Raw genomic sequence first — 22,485 nt, 5'->3', positions numbered from 1 at the left:
TTTGCAGCGTGAATCGCCGCGAATTCTAGCTTTACGAGCGACAATTCTATCTTCGAATGAACATTCGTAAAAATCGACACGCTAAATATCTCGTCAAGGTCGAACATGCTTAGGTAAGAAATCGATTTCAGCTGGCAACACACACTGCTGGTTGAAGCCAGGAGACAAAAGCCATGAGTGCACCTATCCCTGTCGAGAACGTCAAGCTGAAGCGGGCATATGAAGCTCCGGCCGAGGGGGACGGCACCCGAATTCTCGTCGATCGTCTGTGGCCCCGTGGCGTTTCAAAGAAAGAGGCGTTGCTGGATCTCTGGATGAAAGATATTGCGCCGAGCACCGAACTTCGCAAATGGTTCTCACACGATCCCGCCCGCTGGAACGAATTCCGCCGGCGCTACGCCCGCGAAGTCGAACAAAATACTGCCCGGCTCGATCAGTTGCGCTCTCTGGCACAGGACGGACCAATCACATTGGTGTATTCCGCCCATGACGAAGTGCATAACGATGCGGTCGAATTGAAGAACCTAATTCTAGGTCATTAAGCGCGTGATGCTTTGCCCAAAATCAAAGAATTATGCTTACACGAAATATGTCATCAGACACCAAATCGGAACCTCACGATCCAGCAATCAATGAGTGGTCACCGCCTCGGAGCTGTTGTCACGATGCGGACAAAAGTTAGTCGACACACGATTTCGACGAAAATGGACATACTTCCCCTAACGCGCAATTTATTGCGACTTGCAAAATTAAAGATGTATTGACAATACTTATTTAAGGTCCATATTTGAAATGACGGCAATTGCGCGGATGGACTGAGCCTAGTGAAAACTTTCCGTGTTTGACGCCTCGTACAGTCGACCCAACCGATGTCCGTCACGACGGAAAGGAGTCGACAATGTTCACCATGCCAGACGAAACTGAAAACATCCCCCGCCGACACCCCAAAGTGCCTGTCGAGCACCACGCTACGCCTATACAATTCGACGAAGGGCTTCCTGAGGCGGCCTCCGGTACGCCGGTCTCCGTTGAAGTATATAGAGAGGGCGCGGAATGGTTTTGCCACGTTCGCCGCGGGGCTGAGAGGACGCAAGCGCTGGGCCCTTACTCCTCGAAGCAGCAGGCAGAACGAATACAGGATGTACGGAGGTCGTTGTTAGCCAAACGCGGGATTTCAATGCTCACGTTTACCCCCGATTGAATTGCCGCTTCTGGAGCAAAATGGGCAATGTTGCGGCACACGCGACACGGGCCAAGAACAACTGAACAAAGCAACAATCGGTTCAAGCAATGAGGGGCAAAGACAGGTCTGAAACGTAGAGGATCAACGTGATGGAACAAGGTACCGGTGGTTATGGACTGATACAACTCATCCTTCTGGGCGTTGTTTATTGGCAGTTCTATAATGCGCTTTTCAAGCAACAACAGCCTCCTGAGCAACCGGACCAAGGTATGCACGAAACGATGGTCGCATCGTCCGCAACGGCGCTCGTCTCGAGCCGTATTAGCGCCGCCGATGATATACGCTGGAAAGACGTGACTAGACCCGGATCCGATGCCGCACGGGGATTATCCGAGATCACGGCCATCGATCACAAGTTTGATGTACACCGTTTCCTCGACCATGCCCTCGTCGCCTACGAGACAATCCTCTCAGCCTACACAAGCGGTGATAGGCTGGTTTTACAGCGGTTGTCATCTTCAGATGTCTACAGCACGCTCGAAGCCACGTTGACGGAACGTGAAGTCAGGAAAGAGCATATCGAATCTAGCCTGGTCAGACTGGAGATGCCAAAGATCGTCGATGCAACTGTATCGGAAGATGCAATGCAGGTGACACTTCGCTTCATATGTGAATTGGTGACCGTTACACGCGGTGTCGATAACGAAATTATTGATGGCCACCCAACGAGAGTGATCCGCGTATCTGACGTATGGACCTTCGCAAGGCCCATCGCGTCGTCGCAACGCGATTGGAAGTTGATCGCCACGACACAGGCTTAAACCAAAGCGAACGAAGCATACCGTCCGCAACAGCGTTGCGGTTGTCAGCCACTTGAGCGAATAGGACAAAAAAGATGCGCGCACTGGGATTTTGCCGTTACTGACTTACCCCGATGCGAGTTCAGAGAAGTTCGTCACCAACGCCATCGCGGTTGCAAAACACCTCAATTTGGATGTGAGCGCACAATGTATTTACGTGGACATACCTGACGTTTCCAAAGCGCTCGTCGGAATTTTGTTGAGTCGAACCGCGGGAAAGAGGCTGTTGGAGGCTGTGAAAAAGGCGGCTGCCGATGCAAATGTATCCTTAACGGTAGATGAAACCAACGCATCGCCTGCCCGGATTGGCCAAGTTGCTGCCTCACAAGCACGCTACGGAGATCTTTCGTTCATGGAATGGGATTCAGCTGACTCTTCAACACGGGCAATAGCTGAGGAAGTCCTATTCGGCTCAGGCCGTCCTGTCGTTCTCCTTCCTTCTTCGATGACTCTCGACGCCATCGAACATGTAATGATCGCTTGGGATGGGAGCCGGGTCGCGGCGCGTGCCCTCGCCGATGCAGCGCCGTTCCTGCAGCGGGCAAAGCGAATCTCGGTTGTGACAGTGCTGGACGAAAAACCCATCCACGACAAGAACATCGGCGAAAGACTAGCGCTTACGCTAAAAAGGCGTGGGTCTCGCTGCCGAGTCTCTCACTCTCAACGTCGGAGGCCGCCGGATAGGCGAGGCCCTTCAGGCGCATGCCTGGAATCTGGAGGGCAACTTCTGGTGATGGGCGGGTTTGGTAATTCCCGTATAAGAGATTTCGTCCTCGGGGGCGCGACTGCAGACGTTTTCAACGATGTTCGCCTGCCAATCCTGCTTTCACACTAAATGGCGCTGTCGCTTTGTTTGACCGGCGCTGACAGTTTCAGACGAGCCGGCCACGGACAGCAGTCCATCCGGCCATTGCTAGCCGTCTGTGATCGCGGATCTCACTGACGCCACTTATGTGACAATACCCTGCAGATAGCCGCATCTGACTGGGAACCTATCGTTGTGCTTTGCGCTCCGAGTCGATCGTTCCCAGGAGGGTGGCGAATGAACCAGCAAACGACCGAACTCCATCACTCAACAGCTTCGCCGCAACACTTTCGAGCGAGATGCCGACTTCATCAAGAGTTTTCAACGTCGCCTCAGCATCGGTGACATTCTCCTCGAGACTGTTACGCGGAGCGCCATGGTCGCGATAGGCATCAATCGTCTTCAGCGGCATGGTATTGACTGTGTCCGCGCCAATCAGTTCATCGACGTAGAGGACATCGGGATAGTTCGCATTTTTGGTGCTTGTGCTTGCCCAAAGTAGACGTTGTGTACGGGCTCCCTTTTCTGAAAGTGCTTGCCAACGCGCGCTCGCGAACAAATCCTTGTAACGCCTATACGCGAGCTTTGCGTTGGCGATCGCAACTTTGCCCTTGAGGCTTTCGAGCGTTTTACGTCTGTCAGGGTTGCCGGTCCGCTCGATTTCGATCATGAGGAGCTTGTCAATTTCGGAATCGATGCGACTTACGAAGAAACTCGCAACACTGGCAATTCGACTCAAATCCCGGGTTTCTCGTGCGAGAGACTCAAGGCCAGCGAGATAGGCCTCGACGACTTGTTCATAGACATGTTGTGAAAACAACAGCGTAACGTTGACGTTGATACCTTCACTGGTGAGTTGGCGGATAGCAGACAGCCCTGCCGTTGTTGCTGGCACCTTGACCATTAAATTTTCGCGATCAACCGACTTCCAGAGAAAGCGACCTTCAGCAATTGTCGCATCAGTGCTCGCGGCGACAGACGGTGATACTTCGAGACTGACAAATCCGTCGCGGCCATCCAGTGCGTCATAGACCGGACGCAGCGTGTCGGCGGCCTGCTGGATGTCTGAAATAGCGAGTTGCTCGTAGAGGGTCATGATTGGTAGATCGGTGGGAGCCGCCGTGATCTGCGCCTGATAGGCCTTGGAATCGACAATGGCTTTTTCAAAAATGGATGGATTGGAGGTGACGCCCTTCAATCCGTCTTCATCGATGAGCTTTTGCAACCCGCCGCTCTCGAGAAATCCACGCGATAGAAAATCAAGCCAGAATGACTGACCGTGCTCGTTGAGTTTTTTAAGCGGATTCATCTGGTTCATCCTTTCGAATTTTGACTGCATCACCCTCGTCCACCGACGGCCGGTTTGCCCCCGAGACTGTCACGGATCTGGGACAGTCGCCTTGTATGGGAAACAGGAGTTCGAAGGTTGTTCCTGCTCCCAAAACGCTCTTGACGCGAAGATCACCACCGATTGTACACATTGCGGCATGCACCTGCGGCAGTCCCAGACCAGTGCCGGTGTCGCCCTTGGTGGTAAAAAAGGGATCGAAAACCCTATGAGATACTTCTTCCGACATACCCTGACCGGTGTCCTTGACCCGGACACAGACATAGCGGCCTGGGACAGCGACTTCCTTTTTCATATCGATCGTTTCGGTGCTGACCTGAATTGTGCCCCCGTCAGTCAGAGCATCCCGCGCATTGACAACAAGATTGAGAACCGCGGCATTGAATTGTGCCGGATCAATGAGGCACTTGGGCATTTTTGGTGCAAGGTCGAAGACAATATTGATTTCCGGCCCGACGCCATATTTCAAGAACGAATGGAGATTCTGCAGCAGGTCATTCACATTTTCCGGATGCACTTCTGTTTCTTGTCGTTTCGTGAAGCCCAGGAGCTGGGAAGTCAATTCTAGCCCTCGACCGACTCCTTCCCGGGTTCCGGAGAGATAGGTGCGGACTTTTTCCGGATCGTCTGAATCTCGTTCCGCCAGTCTTAGTCCTGCTTCAATGATTGCCAGAATGTTTCTGAAATCATGAGCAATTCTTTGGCTCATTTCACCGAGCGCGATAATATTTTGTATAGCGCGAGCGCGCTGCTCACCTGCGGAACGGCCTTGCGTATCCGTGTTGATCGGCTGTGTAAGCCCACCACCAGATCTCGTGATTGGACTGGTGGGTGTGCCTGGCATGGGTATCTCGTGTCATTTCCTCCTCCGGGTCGATAAATTGCCATCCTGCCTCGCGTAGCTATGCAAGTTGCGAAATCGGCGAATTTAGGCCTGAAGTTGTCGGTAACGACGGGTGTCACGTCGCCCTTCTTGGCCAAACCTCATCCGGTCGGTAGAACAGCGATAGTTTCAGACTTTCGGCAATCCGCGCGGCCTTCGCTCGGAACGCTTCGCTTTCATTAGCCTCAAACAACGCGTCACAGGTCTCATCAAAGATTTCGAGCCAACGGTCAAACATCTGCGGCTCAATGCCCTCTATCCGAAGATGCACGGTAGCCGGGCTGCCCTTATAGCGTCCGCTGGTCAGCATTACAGACGACCAGAAATCGCACATAACCGCGAGATGCGCCGACCACTCCCCCGGAATAGCGCGCATGAAGATCGGGCCGAGCACCGGATCAGCACGGATCCTGGCGTAAAACCGGTCAACAAGGCGCCGGATTGTATCCTCGGAAATCTGGTTGGTTCTCGCAGCCATCCGGTTACACCGCCAGTGTTAGCGCGAAAATGCCGATTACAATCCAGACCAGCGAGTTGACCAACATACGGACCAGATCACGATTGTCGGCATTTCCGATTCCTATGGCCTGACACACCATATTTCCAGGCAGGAGAATCAACCTGGCCAGCGTGCTGGCGATTGATGCGATCATATCCATTACGAGCTCATCTGTTTAAACATGTATCTAAACTGCATCTTACATTGTGATTGCGATAAAGCAATATTTTCTGTACATGTTTTGTCGTCATTTGGGAGAATTCTGTGCGCCTGACCGTTTACACTGATTATTCGTTGCGCCTGTTGATGTATCTCGCGCTCAAGGAAGACGGGCTTGCTACAATTTCGGAGGTTGCCAGCAGCTATGCGATTTCCCGGAACCATCTCATGAAGGTTGCGCACCAGCTCGGTGTTGCAGGCTATGTGAAAACCGTACGCGGCAGGCGCGGTGGATTGCGTCTTGCAAAACCCATCGAGACGATCCGACTGGGTGAGATCGTGCGTCACACCGAACCCGATATGGCATTGGTGCCCTGCTTCGAACCGATCCATGCCGCTTGCGCAATCCTGCCAAGCTGCGTTCTGCGCGGCGCACTTGATCAAGCGCGGGTGGCATTCCTGGGGGCGCTCGATGGGTACACGCTGCAGGATCTGGTTCAGCCGCGGACGCGGTTGCAAATGCTCCTATCGATTCCATCCCTTGAGAGAAAGACTAGGCCCAGGAAAACGATGTCCAAACAGGATGGCTAGACAAAGTTGATCGGAACAGCGTCGCCATTCAACCAAGCTTCCCTCTTTAAACGGAATTCACAGTTATCACGCCGGGGTCGGCTTTTGAAAATGAGCCCTTGGAGCAGATTTAATGAACATCTTATACACCGCTCCCAGGGGCCGCGTAGGCATCGGTGAAGCTGCGACAGCTTAGCCGGCGACATCCCAATCAGCCATGAGCGTCAAGCGGGTCAACGCGGGAAGCGACTTCGTGCCTGTCTTTTTCATAATGGAAGCACGATGAGTCTCCACGGTACGTTGGCTGATGCCAAGATCCGCAGCGATGTTCTTATTGGGATGGCCTGCGAGCATCAGCTTCAAGATCTGGCACTGCCGTGGCGTAAGTTCCGCGAGCTGACCAGCGGCGGTATCACGCTGGATGATCCGTTTGTTCAGAATCCTGCGAATGTTCGAATGCGCTTTGTACCCTTTCCACAAGTTCGTGGCGGTCGATTGGCTTTTCCATGAAGTCGACCGCTCCGGATTTCATGCACTGAACGGCCATCGTAACGTCGCTGTTGCCGGTGATCATGATCACCGGCAACAGATCTCCAGCATTGTGGAGTTGCTGAAGCAAATCGAGGCCGCTCATCCCTGGCAGGTAAGCGTCAAGCAACAGGCATGCTTCACGACCAGGACGATACGCTTCAAGGAACGCTTCACACGAGCCGTAAATCTCGACTGTTTGGTTACTGTCCTCGAGCAGGCTCCTGAGCGCTTGACGCACATTGCCGTCGTCATCGACAACATAGATAACTCTCGATGTCGAATTGTCATCCGCATCGTCAATGTCGAGGCGACGTGGCGGCCGCACGGTGGACTGCGATATTGACAGAAGGCGTTGGATGGTTTGCGTCAAATCCTTCAATCTCACCGGCTTGTTGAGGGTGACGCAGTCATGCAACGCAATTTCGTGACGAGTTCCCGTCGATATATCCCCGGTCAGAATGATGACAGGGATCGCGCGGTTGAGTTTCTTTCTCAGCTTCGCAGCGACCTCGATCCCGCTCATCCCATGCTCCAGATTGAAGTCTGCAAGAATGAGGTCCGGTTGGAATGCACTATCGGTGACCAATTTCAGCGCCGCGATGCCGTCTGGTACGGTGGCGGTGCGATGCCCCTCGTCTTTCAAAAAAGTGGCGAGAAGCTCGCGCTGTTCGGGATCGTCCTCAACGATTAAAATCGTGCTGGTCTGGTGAGCATTTTTGACGGCATCCTCATTTACCGCAGATCGATGGCGTTCAAGCTGCAGCGCCGTTCCACTCGCTGGCAGCAGGACCTCGATGACGAAGACCGAGCCCTTCCCCAGCTTCGAACTAACCCGAACCCGATGGCCCAGTAAATCTCCCAATCGTCGCACAATGGGGAGACCGAGGCCAAGGCCACGGCCTCGCCCGCTGATAGAATTGTCGATCCGATGATATTCGTCGAAAATCGCAGGAAGCTCGTCTTCGGGGATTCCGACTCCGGTGTCCCTGATTTCGATGCTCAAGATTCCGTTGTGCCGGCGACAGCCAAGCAGCACCTTACCTTGCGCCGTGTATTTCAAAGCGTTCGAAAGCAGGTTGCGAATCATCAGCTCAAGGAGACGCGGATCGCTGTCGATCGAAACGCTGGATGAGACCACTCTCAAGGTAAGCATCTGTGTTTGAGCGTGATACGTGAATTCATCTCTCAAACGGTCAAGCAGATCGTTGATGGGAAACCGAATTTTCTCAACCCGGATGCCACCCGAGTCGAGCCGGTTTATGTCAAGCAGAGTATTGAGCATGCCCGTCATGACAGCCGTCGTCTGGTCGAGCCGTGCGATCAGTTTCAAAGCCTCATCGTTCTTTTTGTCTCTGATGTTCTGCGCCAACACGCCTCGCATCAGACTAAGCGTTTGCAGCGGCTGACGGAGATCATGGCTCGCTGCGGCGAGGAAGCGGGATTTGGCGTGTGTGGCGAGTTCTGCCGCCTGTCTGGCCGCTTCTAACATCTGTGCCGCGCGCCTGCGCTCAGTAATGTCGACAAACAGAAGGACAACACCCTCGACGCGGTTGTCCAGGGCGCGATAAGGCAAGACGCGACGAATGTACCAAGCACCGTTTTGTGTTTCGATCTCTTGTTCAACTGGTTCGAGCGTGGTGAGCACCGTTCGGACGTCGGCTTGAAGCGTACGATCGGCAGCCAGTAAACTGAGGTCTGTGAGCGGACGACCCACATCACTAGGAATAAGGTTGAACAGCGGCTTCGTGGCTGGCGTGAAGAACAGAATTCTTAAGTCAGCATCGAGAACGAGTGTCGCAACATTTGTGCTGTAGAGAATACTCTGCAGTTCATTGGAGGATGACCGCTGATGCTCCAACATTTCCTGGAGTTGGCCGTTGAGTGCAATGAGTTCCTCGTTCTCGATCTGTAATTTTTCTTTTGTTGTAAGCGACGTGACGTTGGTCAATTGGTGCTCCCACCGAAAGACCATGCCGCTCCATCGACCGCTTTCGGCTTTCTATTCGGAATATCAAGTTTCTGTATCGCCAACGGCAATCCAGTTCCCGCCCACAATGCACGGCTCTGCGAATGACGTTCTGGACGACCGAGCGGAGCGTCGCATGCGTTTCCTCGATGGCCACGGCGACCAGGTTGTGCGTGGCATCGTCGGAGGGACGTTGAATAGTTGTCAGTCGCCTCCGGTTTACACGAGCCCTCGCTGTTGAGGCTTTTCAAAATAGCGGCTGCTACTGCCCGTCCTATTACCAGGCACCGGCAACGTTCGGCGACAACAGCCTGGCGTGATCGTGCAGATCCTTGGTTCGGGCGCGCAGACACATTACTTTCCCATCTGGCATCGCCTTGATGGTACCATATTCAAACCGCTGCTTCTATTGCCAGAGAAAGTTGGTGCCGGATGAAGCCGCTATGGGTCTCCTCATCGGCAATATCATATGACCGCGCAGCTTCTAAATCTGAGCGCATGCGGGTCAGGTTCAATCGCTCTATCGAATGCTTTATTGAGGAGCTGTCCAATTGTGAGCTAATTCAATCTAATCGCCGAGCGGACTGAAGGGCGCGGCGCACGATGGCATGTTTCCGATGGAGGTCCGTGATCGATTAGTTAATATGGATCAACTCGTGATCGAGGTTCCAAAAACTTTGGCTGACCTATCGCCGGACCTGACTTGGAATAAGGGTGCATACGCCGTATTGCAATGGCCACGTCATCCGTTAAAGTCTTGAATTGGAACACAATGGCAAAAGATGCATATAAGTGAGCCACATTTTCAATTATCTATCTTTGCTAAGGCCGTTCCTTTGTGCATCGCGATGTGATCAGTCTTGTCGCTTTTGATTTCATATTGCGGAGCGTCTTCACTGGCATGCCGAACATAGCCTTTGAAGTTGAAATCATGGGTATGGATTCCAATAATGGTCCCGGTGACATGTCCGGCCTCTGAATTCCACCTGACATGGTCGCCAATCTTGAAATTAGTGGTCATTCTCCAACTCCTCGCATGAATGGGAAACAACGCCATACCTGGCTCTAAATTCTCATGGCAATGGTCTTTTCAAATTCGACCTCCGCACGTAATCCATCAAGGTCGCGATGGATGGCGGCAACGGCCAATTTCTCGCCGTTGCGGCTATAGGCAATCGTGCAATTCCTCGCTTCAATGTCGCCGTTGATCTCGGCATCATCCCATTTCCCGGCATGGCCGGTATAGCTAAGACCGAAATCATACTGCTCGGTCCAGAAGAACGGCACACAATCAAAACGCTCGCGCTGGCCAAGAATGTTTCGAGCCACCGTTTGACCCTGGCGTTCGGCCACCACCCAATGCTCGACGCGGATATCTTCGCCAGTCAGCCTGTCGGGCCAGCGCGCAATGTCGCCGGCTGCGAAGATGCCCGATACGCTCGTTTCGAGATAGGTGTTCACCTTGACACCTCGATCGATGACAAGGCCTGCTTCTTCGGCCAGCATGGTCGCGGGACGGACGCCTATTCCAACAACGACAAGGTCAGCGTCAAGATTCTGGCCGTTCGCCAGAGTAACACCGTGCTCGTCTATCGCCGTGGCCGTCATCTCGAGATGGAAGGTGACGCCGTGGCTTTCATGAAGCTTAAGGATAAGCCTTCCGACATCTGCGCCAAGGATCTTCGCCATCGGAATCTTGTCCCTCGAAACCACAGCCACATCGATGCCTCTCGCACGAAGTGACGCTGCAACCTCGAGGCCAATGAAGCTGGAGCCAATCACGACGGCTCGTCGTGACGTCAAAGCTTTCGCCACCAGAGCGTGGCTGTCCGCCTGTGTCCGCAGATAGTGAACGTGTGGAAGTTCCGAACCCGGGATGGCGAGACGTACCGGTTCTGCACCGGTAGCAAGAACGAGCGCGCCGAAAGAATATCGGCTTCCGTCCGCAAGTTGCACATTTCGGGTCGTCGTGTCGATCGTTGCGACGCGGGCGTTCAGCTTCAGGTCGATCTCGTGATCTCGATAGAAGCTACGCGGGCGCAAGGGATTTGAATTTTCCGGGGCAGTGCCAGCAAGGAAGCCCTTCGACAGATTGGGGCGATCGCAGGGGAAAAAATCATCGGCGCTCAGCATCGTCAACTTGCCGATATAACCCTGTTGCCGCAGCATCTCCGCCGCGGCATTTCCTGCTGCACCCCCGCCGACGATCACGACCGATCCTAGTGCTCCTGATGCTGCGTATGTCGACGGGTGGGGAACCGGTTCAAGTTTTTCACGAACGTAGATCACTCCCTTCCGCCGCTCAATCCGCCAGCACGCGAGCGGGTTCAAGGCAGGCGCGCGCAGCGCTTCACCGGTGCGCAGGCTGAAACATGCATGATGCCAAGGGCAGCGAATTGTATCACCTACGAGCAAACCGTCTGCAAGGGGGGCTCCATAGTGCGTGCAAGCCGCATCAACGGCGAAAACCTCATCGCCTCGGCGAGCTAACAAAACCGGGTGCCCGCCGACGTGACCGGCAAGCATATTTCCGTCCACCAGATCAGCAAACACAACGCCGAGAGTCAAATCCGGACCAGTTGTTGGCATGTGATATGTCCTTCACTGTCGAGTCGATAGCCGCAGTAAACTTGGCCATCATGCCCACGCAGATCTGTCTGCGCGTCTGAAACCTGTAACGTATCTGAGTGGCGCGTCGGCAATAGACTCGGAAACTACGTAGGCACCAAAGCGCGATGGTCGATGGTCATTCCTAAACAAAAGTAAGTTGAGGCGATTATCGTGTTCAGGATCTATCTTTATTCGATTAGATCAGACGCGGTCTTATACATTTGTTGATAAGTGGTCGTATGACGGCCACCTGTACAGTGTCGAGTTATGACTTCGGCTCATCTCCGTATTTTCCGAGCCTACCATCGATTTCTCCTCCCGTTAAATTGGCGTGGCTGGCATTGAGTGTCGGCTGTTAGGAGGCTCTATGTCGAAGGAACTTGAGATCGAGAACAAGGTTGCTCGCCGTGAATTCCTGAAAATGGTTGGTGTGGCTGGTGCCGCGAGCACTGTACCGCTTGTCGTTGGAAATACATCTGCGGACGAGATGCCCGTGACTGCTGATAATAGCGCGCACCATCACGCCCACACTTCCAGTTCCGGGCACGCAACCGGTTATGAGTTCTTTAATACAGAAGAATCGTCCTTCATTGAGAGTGCCGTGGATACGCTCATTCCCAAAGACTCGATAGGTCCAGGCGCCAAGGAACTCGATGTCGCGACGTACATTGATCGGCAGATGGCCAGTGGATACGGAAAAGGCGACCGCCTGTATCTGGAAGGGCCGTTTGGCACTGGTACGCCTCAGCAAGGTTACCAACTGAGAATGACACCGTCGGAATTGATCCGCGCGGGTATCGCTGATGTCAACGTCCACGTGCGGGACAAATACAAAAAGAGCTTCGATGCGTTATCGGTCAAAGAACGGGTTGCCGTTCTAACAGATCTCGACACCTCGAAGGTCGATCTGTTGACAGTCCCCACCGCGACGTTCTTCGCGCTGCTGCTGCAGCTGACGATCGAAGGCTACTTCTCTGACCCGATGTATGGCGGCAACAAGGGCAAGGCGGCCTGGAAGATGATCGGTTTTCCGGGCGCCGATGCAATGTACATGGACAAGATTGAGCCGTTCAGAGGCAAGCCGTATTCGGCCGAACCCATGGCCATTCAAGAACTCGGCTAGTTAACACAATAGGAGATGGTTCAATGTCAACCAAACTCAACCCCGTCGATGTCTTGATCGTAGGTCTGGGCTGGACAGGCGGCATCATCGCCAAGGAGCTTGCATCAACCAAGCTGAAAATCGTGGCGCTGGAGCGCGGAGGGCCGCGCGACACCAATCCCGATTTTCTTGATCCGCAGATACATGACGAGTTGCGCTACGCTGCCCGGTTTGATCTCATGCAGAATGTGCGGCGGGAAACCATCACCTTTCGCAACAACGCCTCGCAAACCGCCCTTCCAATGCGGCAATTGGGTTCCTTCCTGCCGGGTCAAGGAGTCGGTGGCGCCGGCGTGCATTGGAACGGTGTGACCTGGAGATGGCTCGAATGGGATCATCAGGCCCGCACGAAAACTGTCGAACGGTACGGTGAGAAGATTATCCCCGCCGATATGAACCTGCAAGATTGGCCGATTACCTACGACGATCTCGAACCCTACTATGACAAGTTTGAAAAAACCTGCGGCACGTCAGGCAAGGCGGGCAACCTCAACGGTCAGAAGATCGACGGCGGCAACGTTTTCGAAGGATCGCGCAAGAGCGAGTATCCCAACCCTCCGCTGATTGCCGCGCAGAATATGGTGATGTTCGAGAAAGCGGCTCGCAATCTCGGCTACCATCCGTTCCCGAACCCGGCGTCAAACGCCTCCCGAGATTACATCAATCCAGACGGTGTAGCGTTCGGCGAATGCCACTACTGCGGCTTCTGCGAGCGCTTCGGCTGCGAAGCAAACGCCAAGGCCAGTCCGCACTTCACCGTCATTCCACTGGCTGTGCAAAATCCGAATTTCGAGCTGCGCACCAACGCAGTCGTACTGAAGGTCAATCTTGACTCGACCCGCAAGAAGGCCGTCAGCGTCACCTATCTCGATGCTCGCGGACTGGAATTCGAGCAACCGGCCGATCTGATAATCCTGTCGGCATATGCGCTCGGAAACGTCCACCTCCTGTTGCATTCAGCAATCGGCAAGCCTTATGACCCCTCTACGGGCAAGGGTGTCGTCGGCCGCAATTATGCCTATCAGTGTGGGGGCGGCGCTTGGGCCTTCTTCAATCAAGAGACGATTCTAAACCGCTTCATGGGAGCCGGCGCCTTAGGCACCTGCATCGATGATTTTAATGGCGACAACTACGATTTTGAGCAAGCCGGATACATAGGCGGTGGCGGCATCAGCTGCAGCAATTCGGGCGCACGTCCCATTCAGTCGCATCCCACACCGCGCGGCACTCCGCGGTGGGGATCTGAATGGAAGAAGGCCGTGGTCGATGGTTACGACCATGCGGCCTACATCGGCAACCAGGGTGCCGTAATGGCATACCGCCAGAACCATCTCGACCTCGACCCAACTTACACTGATGTCTTCGGACGCCCGCTGATGCGGATGACCTTCGATTTCCAGGCGAACGAGGTGAAGCAGATGAACGGCCAGGCCGATATTTGCGTTACCCTGGCAAAAGAGATGGGAGCAAAGAAGGTCGACCGAAGCCTTCCACCCGTACCCTATTCTATCGTCCCTTATCAAAGCACCCACAATACAGGCGGGGCGGTATTTGGCAGCGATCCGAACACAAGCGTTCTGAATAAATACCTTCAGGTATGGGATGTTTCGAACGTGTTCGTGACTGGCGCCTGCGTATATCCGCAAAATGCCGGAAAGAACCCGACTGGTCCGGTCGGAGCGCTCGCTTATTGGGCGGCCGACGCGATCAAGAATCGGTATCTGAAGAGTCCCGGTCCCCTCGTTCCCGTCTGATCCAATGTCTGTCGGAACCAGATGATCCGTTCAGAATCCAGCACGCTTGCTGTTCGCGGATTGATAATTGAGCGCCTCGAACCAAGTGGTTTAGCGCGTGTGTTGGAAGAACTTAAAAATGAAGTTAATCATGTTTGGATTCACGACCGCAATCCTTGCCACAAGTGGAATGGCTCATGCGCAGGTGACAGCGCCTACCGGAAATGTCGAAGCCGGCACGAACGTGTTTAAGAAGTGCAGAGCCTGTCACAAGGTGGGTCCTGACGCCAAAAACGGCGTCGGTCCGATGTTGAACGGCATTGTTGGTCGAGCGGCCGGTGCAAATCCAGGGTACGGCTATTCCAGTGCGATGAAGAATTCCGGTCTGGTCTGGGATGAACCCACTCTGACGACCTATCTTCACGCGCCACGAGCGCTGGTGCCGCACACAAAGATGAGCTTCCCCGGTCTTCCGAAGGACCAGGATATTGCCGACGTCATCGCCTATCTCAAGCAGTTTAACGCCGACGGTCAATCAACGGCAAAACCCTGATGCTCCAGGGCCAGCATCCAACGACCACCATGAATCCAAAGGAGACAAAACATGAAAATCCATCTGTTAGCCGCAGCACTTTGCCTTGCAATGGCCGGTCCTGCCCTCGCCGCTGAGTCCGTCGAGAAGGCGCCACCACCGGCCCCGTACCAGAAGGTCAGCAAGCTCGTCAAGTTGCCGGACTTCCTGCCGGGTCTCGGTGATCTCTATGTCGATCCCGCGACTCTCCCGGCGGGTCCTTTTCTTGCCTATGATCATAACGGCAAGTTCGTCTCGACCATCTATATGATTCCTGATTGCCGACCTTGAAGCCAAGAAGTCGTTTGACAACCTATTGGCTCCCGGCGGGACGGTCGACCACGTGGATGTCTACTACAACGCCGGGCACCCCGGTGTTGAAGTTCCGCATGCCCATATTGTCCTCTGGAATGTTCCTGTCGCGGACGAGGGAAGCGTGGCCAAATGACGTTCTCGCGTCGCGCGTTATTGCGGATGGGTGGGATTATATTCGCTGGGATGCCATTCGCTGCCACGGCAGGCGAACCTGTCGAAATCCTCATGAAAGGCACCGCGAATGGCTCCAAAGTCTGGTTCGATCCGATCGGCATTCGGGTCGTGCCTGGAACGGTGATCCGGTGGCGAAACAATGATCCGGGTAATTCCCACACCGCAACAGCGTTTCATCCGCGAAACAGCGGGCATCCGCTTCGCATTCCGGCAGGTGCTAGACCGTGGAACTCGGGTTATCTCCTGCCGGATGAGACTTTTTCGATGATGTTTACCGTCGCAGGCGTCTACGACTATTTTTGCATCCCTCACGAAATGGCGGGCATGGTCGGGCGTATTGTCGTCGCCCCCCATTCGGAGGCAGTTTTACCCGTGGCCGCAGAGGGGTTGATGGACGCGTTTCCATCCGTACCTAATATCATGCGTTTGGGCAGGATTCACAAAGAAGCGCAATGACACGAGGCACCAGCTACTGGCGATGCGAGCCGTCGCTCCGCAAGTCGCTGGCGCAATTTGATCGCGATCGACCAGTGAATGCCCACACGGTCATTCCAACGGCAGTCGCGCGCGAGATGTCACTCTCGCGTTCCATGGGGATATGCCCGAACGTGCCGGTGCCAACCGCTATGATGGGAAAAGCAAACCTGAGATCGATGGGAAGCTGAGTACTCCGGCCCGAAAGAATCGTGTGCGCTATGACATCTGCCCACGCTATCGGCATCGGTCGATTCTTGGTCCTCGCAAGAGCGACACGGTCGCGAGCATCTTCCGGGGCACACGCAAACGCGCATTCCTCAAACTTTGCCTTGGCTCGATAACAATATCCGGACCGGCAGACCGCAACTGCATTCGATCTCGGCATCGGAAACACAAAGCCACGTGGCACCCGCGCCCTCAGTAGTTTCCGAGGCTGGCAGGGCGCATCGGCAACTGCCTACAATCAACGATATCCAACGAGACAATCGCGTCTTTTAGGGTTCTTGGCGGCAGTTCTTGCGGCCGTCGTCAGACAACTGATGCGTAGAAATATGCATGTTTTAACTTCGGAGAAAATCCATGTCCAATGACAGTATGCTTCAACAGGCCGTTCTCGCAGAATTGAACTGGGAGCCGAGCGTAACATCCGCTCATATCGGAGTAACCGCTAACAATGGTGTAGTGACGTTGACCGGCCACGTCGAAAGCTACGCCCAGAAGCGAGCCGCCGAAGCTGCGACGAGCCGGGTGAAAGGCTCAAGGCCGTAGCCGAGGAAATCGAGGTCCGGCTTCCAACCGACATGAAGCGAACCGACGATCAGATTGCTCAAGCTGTACTGAGCAGTCTCGCGTGGGACGTTTCCGTTCCAAAAGACGTGGTAAAGGTAAAGGTCGAAAAGGGATACGTAACCCTCAGCGGTAATGTGGACTGGCATTTCCAGAAAGACGCCGCCGAGCACGATTGCCGTAGGCTTTTCGGTGTCACCGGCGTGTCCAACCTGATTGAAATCAAGCCTCACACGCGACCATCGGAAATTCATGAAAAGATCATGACAGCTCTGCATCGTTCCTCGTACGACCCCGCGACAATCATTGTGAGCGGAGAGGACGGGAACGTCCATCTAAGTGGAAGCGTTCGCACCTGGCATGAACGCGAATTGGCCGAAACTGCGGCTTGGAGGGCCCCTGGCGTCAGGCATGTCCAAGATAATATTACGATAGGCTGATTGTCCGCATTTTGCACACCCACATCCGCGTGACGCCATTTGGTGAAATTGGCCACCGAACTTGCTGCATGACGTTGCAATCGTGGCCAGCGTCCAAAGTCGCGAGCGCCACCCGATATCATAATGCCGGAGTGGACCGTGCGCCTATAACCGCTTGAAGAGGTACTTAATATGACCACTCCAGAGCCAATTTACCCGCAGCCCTCCAGAGAGCTATCGGAAATGCGCGGGCTGCTCTCTCCGGAAATCAACGACGCGTTCAAAGCGTTCAGCGGCAAGGTGTTCGCAGATGGCGCGTTGCCCTCCAAGACAAAGCAGATCATCGCCGTCGCCGTCGCTCACGTGACCCAGTGCCCTTATTGCATCAGGGGTCATACCAAGGCAGCCCTAAAGGCTGGAGCAACGCCGCAGGAACTGATGGAAGCGGTCTGGGTCGCCGCCGAGATGCGGGCTGGTGGCTCGTATGCGCATTCCTCGCTGATGCTGACGGCAATCAGTGAGGAGCAATCCCGCGAACCGCGGCGTCCGTTATAAATTCGAGCGATGCCGATCAATCAACTGATGCGGCAGTGAAGTTTCTATCAGTTCCTCTCTTCCGCCAAAACGATGGAAGCGTTACGCGCAATGTTTAGCAAAGCGTTATATGCAGATCACAAACCCCGATTTTTCAACCGGTGGTTCTCCTCGACCAATCATAAGGATATCGGCACTCTCTATCTCATCTTTTCCTTATTGGCCGGCATAGTCGGCACCGGGCTTTCGGTAGCCATGAGGATGGAGCTTCAGGAGCCAGGGCTGCAGTTCTTCGCGGATCCGAATGTCTATAACGTTCTGGTCAGCGCCCACGGGTTGATAATGATCTTCTTCGTGATCATGCCAGCACTGATTGGAGGTTTCGGCAATTGGTTCGTGCCGATCATGATCGGCGCGCCGGATATGGCATTCCCACGGTTGAATAACTTGTCGTTTTGGTTACTCGTCGCGGCTTTTATCCTTTTCATCATCTCTTTGTTCGTTGAAGGAGCGCCCGGCTCGCGGGGCCATGGTGGGGGATGGACACTTTATCCCCCGTATTCGACGATGGGACAACCTGGACCGGCGATGGACTTCGTCATCCTGACAATCCACCTTGCAGGTGCCTCTTCGATTCTCGGCGCGATCAACTTCATCACCACGATCTTCAATATGCGCGCGCCGGGCATGACCCTGCACAAGATGCCACTGTTTGCCTGGTCGATGCTGGTCACCGCCTTCATGCTGCTCTTCGCCTTGCCCGTGCTCGCCGGAGCCGTCACGATGCTCTTGACCGATCGCAATTTCGGCACGACTTTTTTTGACCCGTCGGGAGGTGGCGACCCGATCCTTTACCAGCACCTTTTCTGGTTCTTCGGTCATCCCGAAGTCTACATCATGATCGTCCCGGGGTTCGGGATTATCAGCCATGTCGTCTCTACTTTTTCAAAAAAGCCAATCTTTGGCTATCTCGGCATGGCCTACGCCATGGTTGCCATTGGCATGATCGGTTTCATGGTGTGGGCACACCACATGTACACCACAGGGTTGTCCATCGCCACGTTGCGTTATTTCGCAATTGCATCGATGGTCATCGCCGTCCCGACGGGTGTGAAGGTTTTTTCCTGGATCGCAACAATGTGGGGTGGGTCGATTGAGTTCAGAACACCGATGCTTTGGGCCATCGGTTTTGTCTTCCTGTTCACAATGGGCGGCGTTACGGGCGTTGTGCTGGCCAATCCGGGTGTCGACCGTATGTTGCACGACACTTATTACGTCATAGCCCACTTCCATTATGTGATGTCTTTAGGTTCTGTTTTCGCCATTTTTGCTGGGTGGTACTATTGGTTTCCGAAGATGACCGGCTACATGTACAGCGAAACACTCGGCAAGCTGCATTTCTGGGTGACGTTCATCGGGGTCAATCTGGTTTTCTTTCCGCAGCATTTCCTCGGCCTCGCAGGCATGCCGCGCCGTTATGCCGACTATCCGGATGCGTTTGCGGGATGGAACTTCGTCTCTTCAATCGGGGCTTATATTTCTGCAGCGGGCCTATTGGTTTTCATTGTCACGGTCGCGCAAGCTTTCTGGTCCAAACGGCCAGCCGGTGCGAATCCTTGGGGCGCCGGTGCCACGACGCTGGAATGGACACTTCCCTCCCCGCCACCTTTCCATCAGTTCGAAAGGCTCCCGCGCATCGTTGAAAGGCAATGATGATGTTAAGTATGTCCTAGAATGACTCTGTCGTAGATCGACTTTGAGACAGCACCAAGAGGAAACAATCGGTGGCAACCGCTGGTTCGCCTTTGAAATCAGATGGCGCGCTAATTCCAGCGCACTAGGGCCATTGAACGATTGACCCTGTCCACTGGTTGGGCGATCCTGTTTGCTATGGAGGGTGAACTATGATTACTGGCTCTCAATGTCGTGCAGCGCGGGCACTTATCGACTTCTCGCGCGATCGACTCGCAATTTCTTCCGGTATTAAAGTCGAAACCATCATGAATTTTGAGCGTAAGCTTGACGAGCCAACTCATGATGAAGTGTTTGCCTTGCAATCAGCATTGGAGAATGCCGGCGCAGTTTTTATTTCTGACAACGGCGGTGGCATCGGTGTGCGTTTGAAATTCACAAAATCTGAGGCCAAACGTATCGCCATCCTTGAGAATGAAGGCGGTATAGTTGCACCTGACCGCGTGCCATAGACCTCGCGCTCTGCCAGGTTCACAATCTGCGCAACGCGATCTGTCACCTCAATACGTGGTCAGAAGAGGCGCGCGGGCTTCGTAGCTAATCCTGCGCGCCTCTAATTATAGGCTATCAGACGTTACTTCTTTTTTTCTGCGCGAAGTCGGGAGAGCAAGATCTCGGCAGATGGTTTTTCCTTGATCTGTTTGGGTTTGCGAATTTCGCGGTTGCCTTTTTTTCTTTGCCATTGAATTTTTCCTGTTCTCATAGTTGCCGTCATGCAGTGACAGCCGCGCACCGGGTACGACCTTCGACAAGCGTCCTTATGTGCAGACGAACGGATGAATTTCCATCAGACGGATCAATCCAGAACCGATGAAAACACGCGTGTTAACAATTGTATGGTGAGACTCCTGGCCCCGCTATCGCTCTGCGACAATCGGGACCAGGGCTAATGCCCTATGAGGAGACTTGTCCGGTAAAACGGAACGATGGCAGGCGAATGACTACGCATGGTCTCCATCATGCCCAGTCAGCGGCGAAAGTCAACTACAAATGCATTTACGTTCGGCTGCCATAAGTAATACGACGCCGTAGTTTTGTCCAAATCACAGTATAGTGACAGATTATGTTTATGAGAACCTTCATCATGATGACGAGGCGCGCCGGGGAAGCGCATGGCTTTTCCCGGAGTGACTTCTTGATGAACTGAATACCGCCCACAGTTATTTCGCTCCGGGATTACCTTCAAAAACATCTTAGCGGTGCCATTTATGGTGTGAGTTGAGTTATAATGCTCGCACACTTGGAGCTTGTTGTGTTCACGTTCACGAAATTCTCAATATACCAAGTCTTTTATTGCAAATTGCCAAGTGCGGCTATTCGTTGCCTGTATTGCGTTCGCCGGATCCATCGCCCTGTACCGAGTCCTTGGCAATCAGCGATCCTATTTCCCACATTGCCGATCCGACCACGCGTCAAATACTCCGGTGGGCAATTATGAAGATGCGCGATGATACGGAGTGTGTGGCGCAATCTGCAACTCGTTCGGAAAGCCTCGGTTTTCTCCAGCAGTATGGCGCCCTTCCCTGGCGGCGATCAAAGCGCGGCAAGCTCAAGATCCTATTGATCACCTCTCGCGAGAGAGGAAGATGGATACTGCCCAAAGGCTGGCCCATGAAAGGTAAAACGCCGGCACAGGCCGCGGCTCAAGAGGCGTTTGAAGAGGCCGGCGTCATAGGGGATCCGGGTCCAGAGGCAATCGGCGAATATACTTACGTCAAAATGCTGCGCGATGGGTCGTCAGCCGATTGCTCCGTTATCCTGTTTGGTCTCCATGTTCACAACATGCTGATCAATTGGCCGGAGTCCACTCAACGCACGCGGCGATGGTTTACAATCGCAGAGGCTGCGGAAACCGTCTCCGATGGTGAACTCGGACAGGTCTTAAGAAGGATGCAAGGTGACCTCGATGTGCTTCGGTAACAAGACGTATTCATGAGAACGCTTGTTGATGCACGCCTCACCGTGAACAGCCCGTGATCGCACCAGCCCGGCTTCCCTTGGGCTGGTGAACGTCATGGATTCACATCGCACCGACATTGTGGGCGGGATGTCGGTGCTGCGATTGTGTCGCAATGTAAGGGATAGTGGCATGCAGGGCTATTAGTTGGTCGCAGCTGAAATTTTCCACCGGGCAATCCGGCCTCACTGAGACAGTCGCCTTGATGAACTGCGTAGAAAAAGCCACTTCGATGTCGTGTACGCATCGTTTTTATCACGAACATCGATCCGTCGATCGATTTTCAATAAAACCTGCTTTAAAGACTCTTGCGAAATACGAGCGTGGAAGGCGTCCTTCAAACATCGGCTACACACAACCCCAAAGCCCTTCGCTTCATGGAACGCGCTGCGAGGGAGATGTTGACCGAGATTTTCGTTTGATAGACGAGCGCCAGGGAAGATGCTCCATCAGTTGGTTGGAGAATAGTGGCCATGTCCGTTCGCTTGCTTGTTCGACGATCAATCTGCGGGTGAAAGATATTTTCGTCCACGCGCCCGATCCACGTATCGAAACGCTCATGATGGCCTCTAAGCCGCATCGCTACTGTCAGGAACTGCATATCCGGTCGCTGACGATCCCAAGCCGGGTGGATTTGATAGTTGGAAATGTCGTGAAGATCGCAGAGAAATTGATAGCCATTTTCCTTTGGCTTGCTCCAGCATACATACTTGCCATTAATCAGTTCGAGATATTCATCCAGGATTGAAATCGGTATCTCCTCGCTTGAATAGGGATCGAACATCATCAACGGATCGAGTTCGTTTCCGTTGAGAGCGGCGACTGCCACAGTGTCACCGTTTGCCAGGACCATGGTTTCAACCGATGGCGGAATGAAGTCCAAGGTTTTGCCGATGGATCTCGCTAATCATCCATGTGCAGCCGATGATATCAGACGCTATTTCTAACGGTATCCCGGCTTTCTGATAGAGCGCATGGACAGCACTAAGGCCGACGCGGACTTTGTTGGGTAGCAGTCGGATCGTCTGGCCTTGGTGTTTCACCGTTTGGACGGCCGATCGAAATGTTGGGGTGTGAAGGATATCGCGAACAATTTTCTCATCGACGTTTAATGCGTGTCCTAGTTCAGTGTCGTTGAGACATCCACGATACCAATTTTCCAGGCGTACTGGATTCAAAACAGCGTCCATG

Annotated in this window: 23 protein-coding genes and 1 pseudogene; 14 read left to right on the top strand and 10 right to left on the bottom strand. The window is 53.8% G+C overall.

The window, feature by feature from the left end:
- Positions 1-173 precede the first annotated feature (173 nt).
- Positions 174-542 (top strand): DUF488 domain-containing protein, encoded by a 369-nt coding sequence (locus N8E89_RS23160; RefSeq protein WP_262262162.1) that lies wholly within the window; start codon positions 174-176, stop codon positions 540-542.
- A 790-nt stretch (positions 543-1,332) separates the two neighbouring features.
- Positions 1,333-2,004, top strand: coding sequence for a Tim44/TimA family putative adaptor protein (locus tag N8E89_RS23155; protein ID WP_262262161.1), 672 nt, complete (start codon positions 1,333-1,335; stop codon positions 2,002-2,004).
- Positions 2,005-3,035: 1,031 nt separating this feature from the next.
- Here the strand turns inward: N8E89_RS23155 and tal are convergent.
- From tal to N8E89_RS23135, 4 genes are all read right to left on the bottom strand, one after another.
- Positions 3,036-4,157 (bottom strand): transaldolase, encoded by a 1,122-nt coding sequence (gene tal / locus N8E89_RS23150; protein WP_262262160.1) that lies wholly within the window; start codon positions 4,155-4,157, stop codon positions 3,036-3,038.
- A complete protein-coding gene (locus tag N8E89_RS23145) occupies positions 4,144-5,040 on the bottom strand; it encodes a two-component system sensor histidine kinase NtrB (RefSeq protein ID WP_262262159.1) in 897 nt (298 codons plus the stop codon). The genes tal and N8E89_RS23145 overlap by 14 nt, the downstream gene beginning before the upstream one ends.
- Before the next feature lie 115 nt (positions 5,041-5,155).
- Entirely contained in the window at positions 5,156-5,557 is a 402-nt protein-coding gene (locus N8E89_RS23140) for a group III truncated hemoglobin (RefSeq protein WP_262262158.1), read from the bottom strand.
- Positions 5,558-5,561: 4 nt separating this feature from the next.
- The gene (locus N8E89_RS23135) at positions 5,562-5,738 is read right to left on the bottom strand and encodes a hypothetical protein (RefSeq protein ID WP_262262157.1); all 177 of its coding nucleotides are present in this window, start codon (positions 5,736-5,738) and stop codon (positions 5,562-5,564) included.
- Positions 5,739-5,842: 104 nt separating this feature from the next.
- On the opposite strand from N8E89_RS23135, the gene N8E89_RS23130 reads away from it, so the two are divergent.
- Positions 5,843-6,328: an Rrf2 family transcriptional regulator gene (locus tag N8E89_RS23130; RefSeq protein WP_262262155.1), complete on the top strand. Its 486-nt coding sequence runs from the start codon at positions 5,843-5,845 to the stop codon at positions 6,326-6,328.
- Positions 6,329-6,499: 171 nt separating this feature from the next.
- Here the strand turns inward: N8E89_RS23130 and N8E89_RS23125 are convergent, their stop codons facing one another.
- From N8E89_RS23125 to N8E89_RS23110, 4 genes are all read right to left on the bottom strand, one after another.
- On the bottom strand, positions 6,500-6,787 hold the full coding sequence (locus tag N8E89_RS23125; protein ID WP_262262153.1) for a response regulator transcription factor: 288 nt from the start codon (positions 6,785-6,787) through the stop codon (positions 6,500-6,502).
- Complete coding sequence (locus tag N8E89_RS23120; protein WP_262262152.1) at positions 6,720-8,786, bottom strand: response regulator; 2,067 nt, start codon at positions 8,784-8,786, stop codon at positions 6,720-6,722. Before N8E89_RS23120 ends, N8E89_RS23125 begins: the two co-directional genes overlap by 68 nt.
- 823 nt (positions 8,787-9,609) lie before the next feature.
- On the bottom strand, positions 9,610-9,825 hold the full coding sequence (locus tag N8E89_RS23115; protein ID WP_262262151.1) for a hypervirulence associated TUDOR domain-containing protein: 216 nt from the start codon (positions 9,823-9,825) through the stop codon (positions 9,610-9,612).
- Positions 9,826-9,869: 44 nt separating this feature from the next.
- Positions 9,870-11,393: an FAD-dependent oxidoreductase gene (locus N8E89_RS23110; protein ID WP_262262149.1), complete on the bottom strand. Its 1,524-nt coding sequence runs from the start codon at positions 11,391-11,393 to the stop codon at positions 9,870-9,872.
- A gap of 388 nt (positions 11,394-11,781) precedes the next feature.
- Here N8E89_RS23110 and N8E89_RS23105 point away from each other — a divergent pair, with 388 nt between their 5' ends.
- From N8E89_RS23105 to N8E89_RS23060, 11 genes and pseudogenes are all read left to right on the top strand, one after another.
- Positions 11,782-12,537, top strand: a complete 756-nt coding sequence (locus N8E89_RS23105) for a gluconate 2-dehydrogenase subunit 3 family protein (RefSeq protein ID WP_262262148.1) — start codon at positions 11,782-11,784, stop codon at positions 12,535-12,537.
- Between the two features lie 23 nt (positions 12,538-12,560).
- The gene (locus tag N8E89_RS23100; RefSeq protein ID WP_262262146.1) at positions 12,561-14,330 is read left to right on the top strand and encodes a GMC family oxidoreductase; all 1,770 of its coding nucleotides are present in this window, start codon (positions 12,561-12,563) and stop codon (positions 14,328-14,330) included.
- Between the two features lie 130 nt (positions 14,331-14,460).
- On the top strand, positions 14,461-14,862 hold the full coding sequence (locus N8E89_RS23095) for a c-type cytochrome (protein ID WP_262262144.1): 402 nt from the start codon (positions 14,461-14,463) through the stop codon (positions 14,860-14,862).
- Between the two features lie 51 nt (positions 14,863-14,913).
- Positions 14,914-15,328 (top strand): annotated as a pseudogene (locus N8E89_RS23090) (DUF5602 domain-containing protein).
- Positions 15,329-15,378: 50 nt separating this feature from the next.
- Positions 15,379-15,825 carry a plastocyanin/azurin family copper-binding protein gene (locus tag N8E89_RS23085; RefSeq protein WP_262262143.1) on the top strand — a complete coding sequence of 149 codons (447 nt, stop codon included), beginning with the start codon at positions 15,379-15,381 and terminating at the stop codon, positions 15,823-15,825.
- Positions 15,826-16,425: 600 nt separating this feature from the next.
- Positions 16,426-16,614, top strand: coding sequence for a BON domain-containing protein (locus N8E89_RS29100; protein WP_315975698.1), 189 nt, complete (start codon positions 16,426-16,428; stop codon positions 16,612-16,614).
- Between the two features lie 32 nt (positions 16,615-16,646).
- Positions 16,647-17,072, top strand: a complete 426-nt coding sequence (locus N8E89_RS23080) for a BON domain-containing protein (RefSeq protein WP_315975697.1) — start codon at positions 16,647-16,649, stop codon at positions 17,070-17,072.
- 171 nt (positions 17,073-17,243) lie between these two features.
- The gene (locus N8E89_RS23075) at positions 17,244-17,606 is read left to right on the top strand and encodes a carboxymuconolactone decarboxylase family protein (protein WP_262262141.1); all 363 of its coding nucleotides are present in this window, start codon (positions 17,244-17,246) and stop codon (positions 17,604-17,606) included.
- A gap of 90 nt (positions 17,607-17,696) precedes the next feature.
- On the top strand, positions 17,697-19,298 hold the full coding sequence (gene ctaD, locus N8E89_RS23070; RefSeq protein ID WP_262262140.1) for a cytochrome c oxidase subunit I: 1,602 nt from the start codon (positions 17,697-17,699) through the stop codon (positions 19,296-19,298).
- A gap of 191 nt (positions 19,299-19,489) precedes the next feature.
- Entirely contained in the window at positions 19,490-19,789 is a 300-nt protein-coding gene (locus tag N8E89_RS23065) for a helix-turn-helix domain-containing protein (protein ID WP_262262139.1), read from the top strand.
- Positions 19,790-20,555: 766 nt separating this feature from the next.
- Positions 20,556-21,257 (top strand): NUDIX hydrolase, encoded by a 702-nt coding sequence (locus N8E89_RS23060; protein ID WP_262262138.1) that lies wholly within the window; start codon positions 20,556-20,558, stop codon positions 21,255-21,257.
- Positions 21,258-21,631: 374 nt separating this feature from the next.
- Here N8E89_RS23060 and N8E89_RS23055 read toward each other — a convergent pair whose 3' ends face one another.
- Positions 21,632-22,147 (bottom strand): hypothetical protein, encoded by a 516-nt coding sequence (locus tag N8E89_RS23055; protein ID WP_262262136.1) that lies wholly within the window; start codon positions 22,145-22,147, stop codon positions 21,632-21,634.
- A 4-nt stretch (positions 22,148-22,151) separates the two neighbouring features.
- Positions 22,152-22,484, bottom strand: a complete 333-nt coding sequence (locus tag N8E89_RS23050) for a hypothetical protein (RefSeq protein ID WP_262262135.1) — start codon at positions 22,482-22,484, stop codon at positions 22,152-22,154.
- Position 22,485 lies beyond the last annotated feature (1 nt).

The sequence above is a fragment of the Phyllobacterium sp. A18/5-2 genome (assembly GCF_025452215.1).
Classification (GTDB): domain Bacteria; phylum Pseudomonadota; class Alphaproteobacteria; order Rhizobiales; family Rhizobiaceae; genus Phyllobacterium; species Phyllobacterium sophorae.
This window is presented reverse-complemented; position numbering and strand designations above follow the sequence as displayed.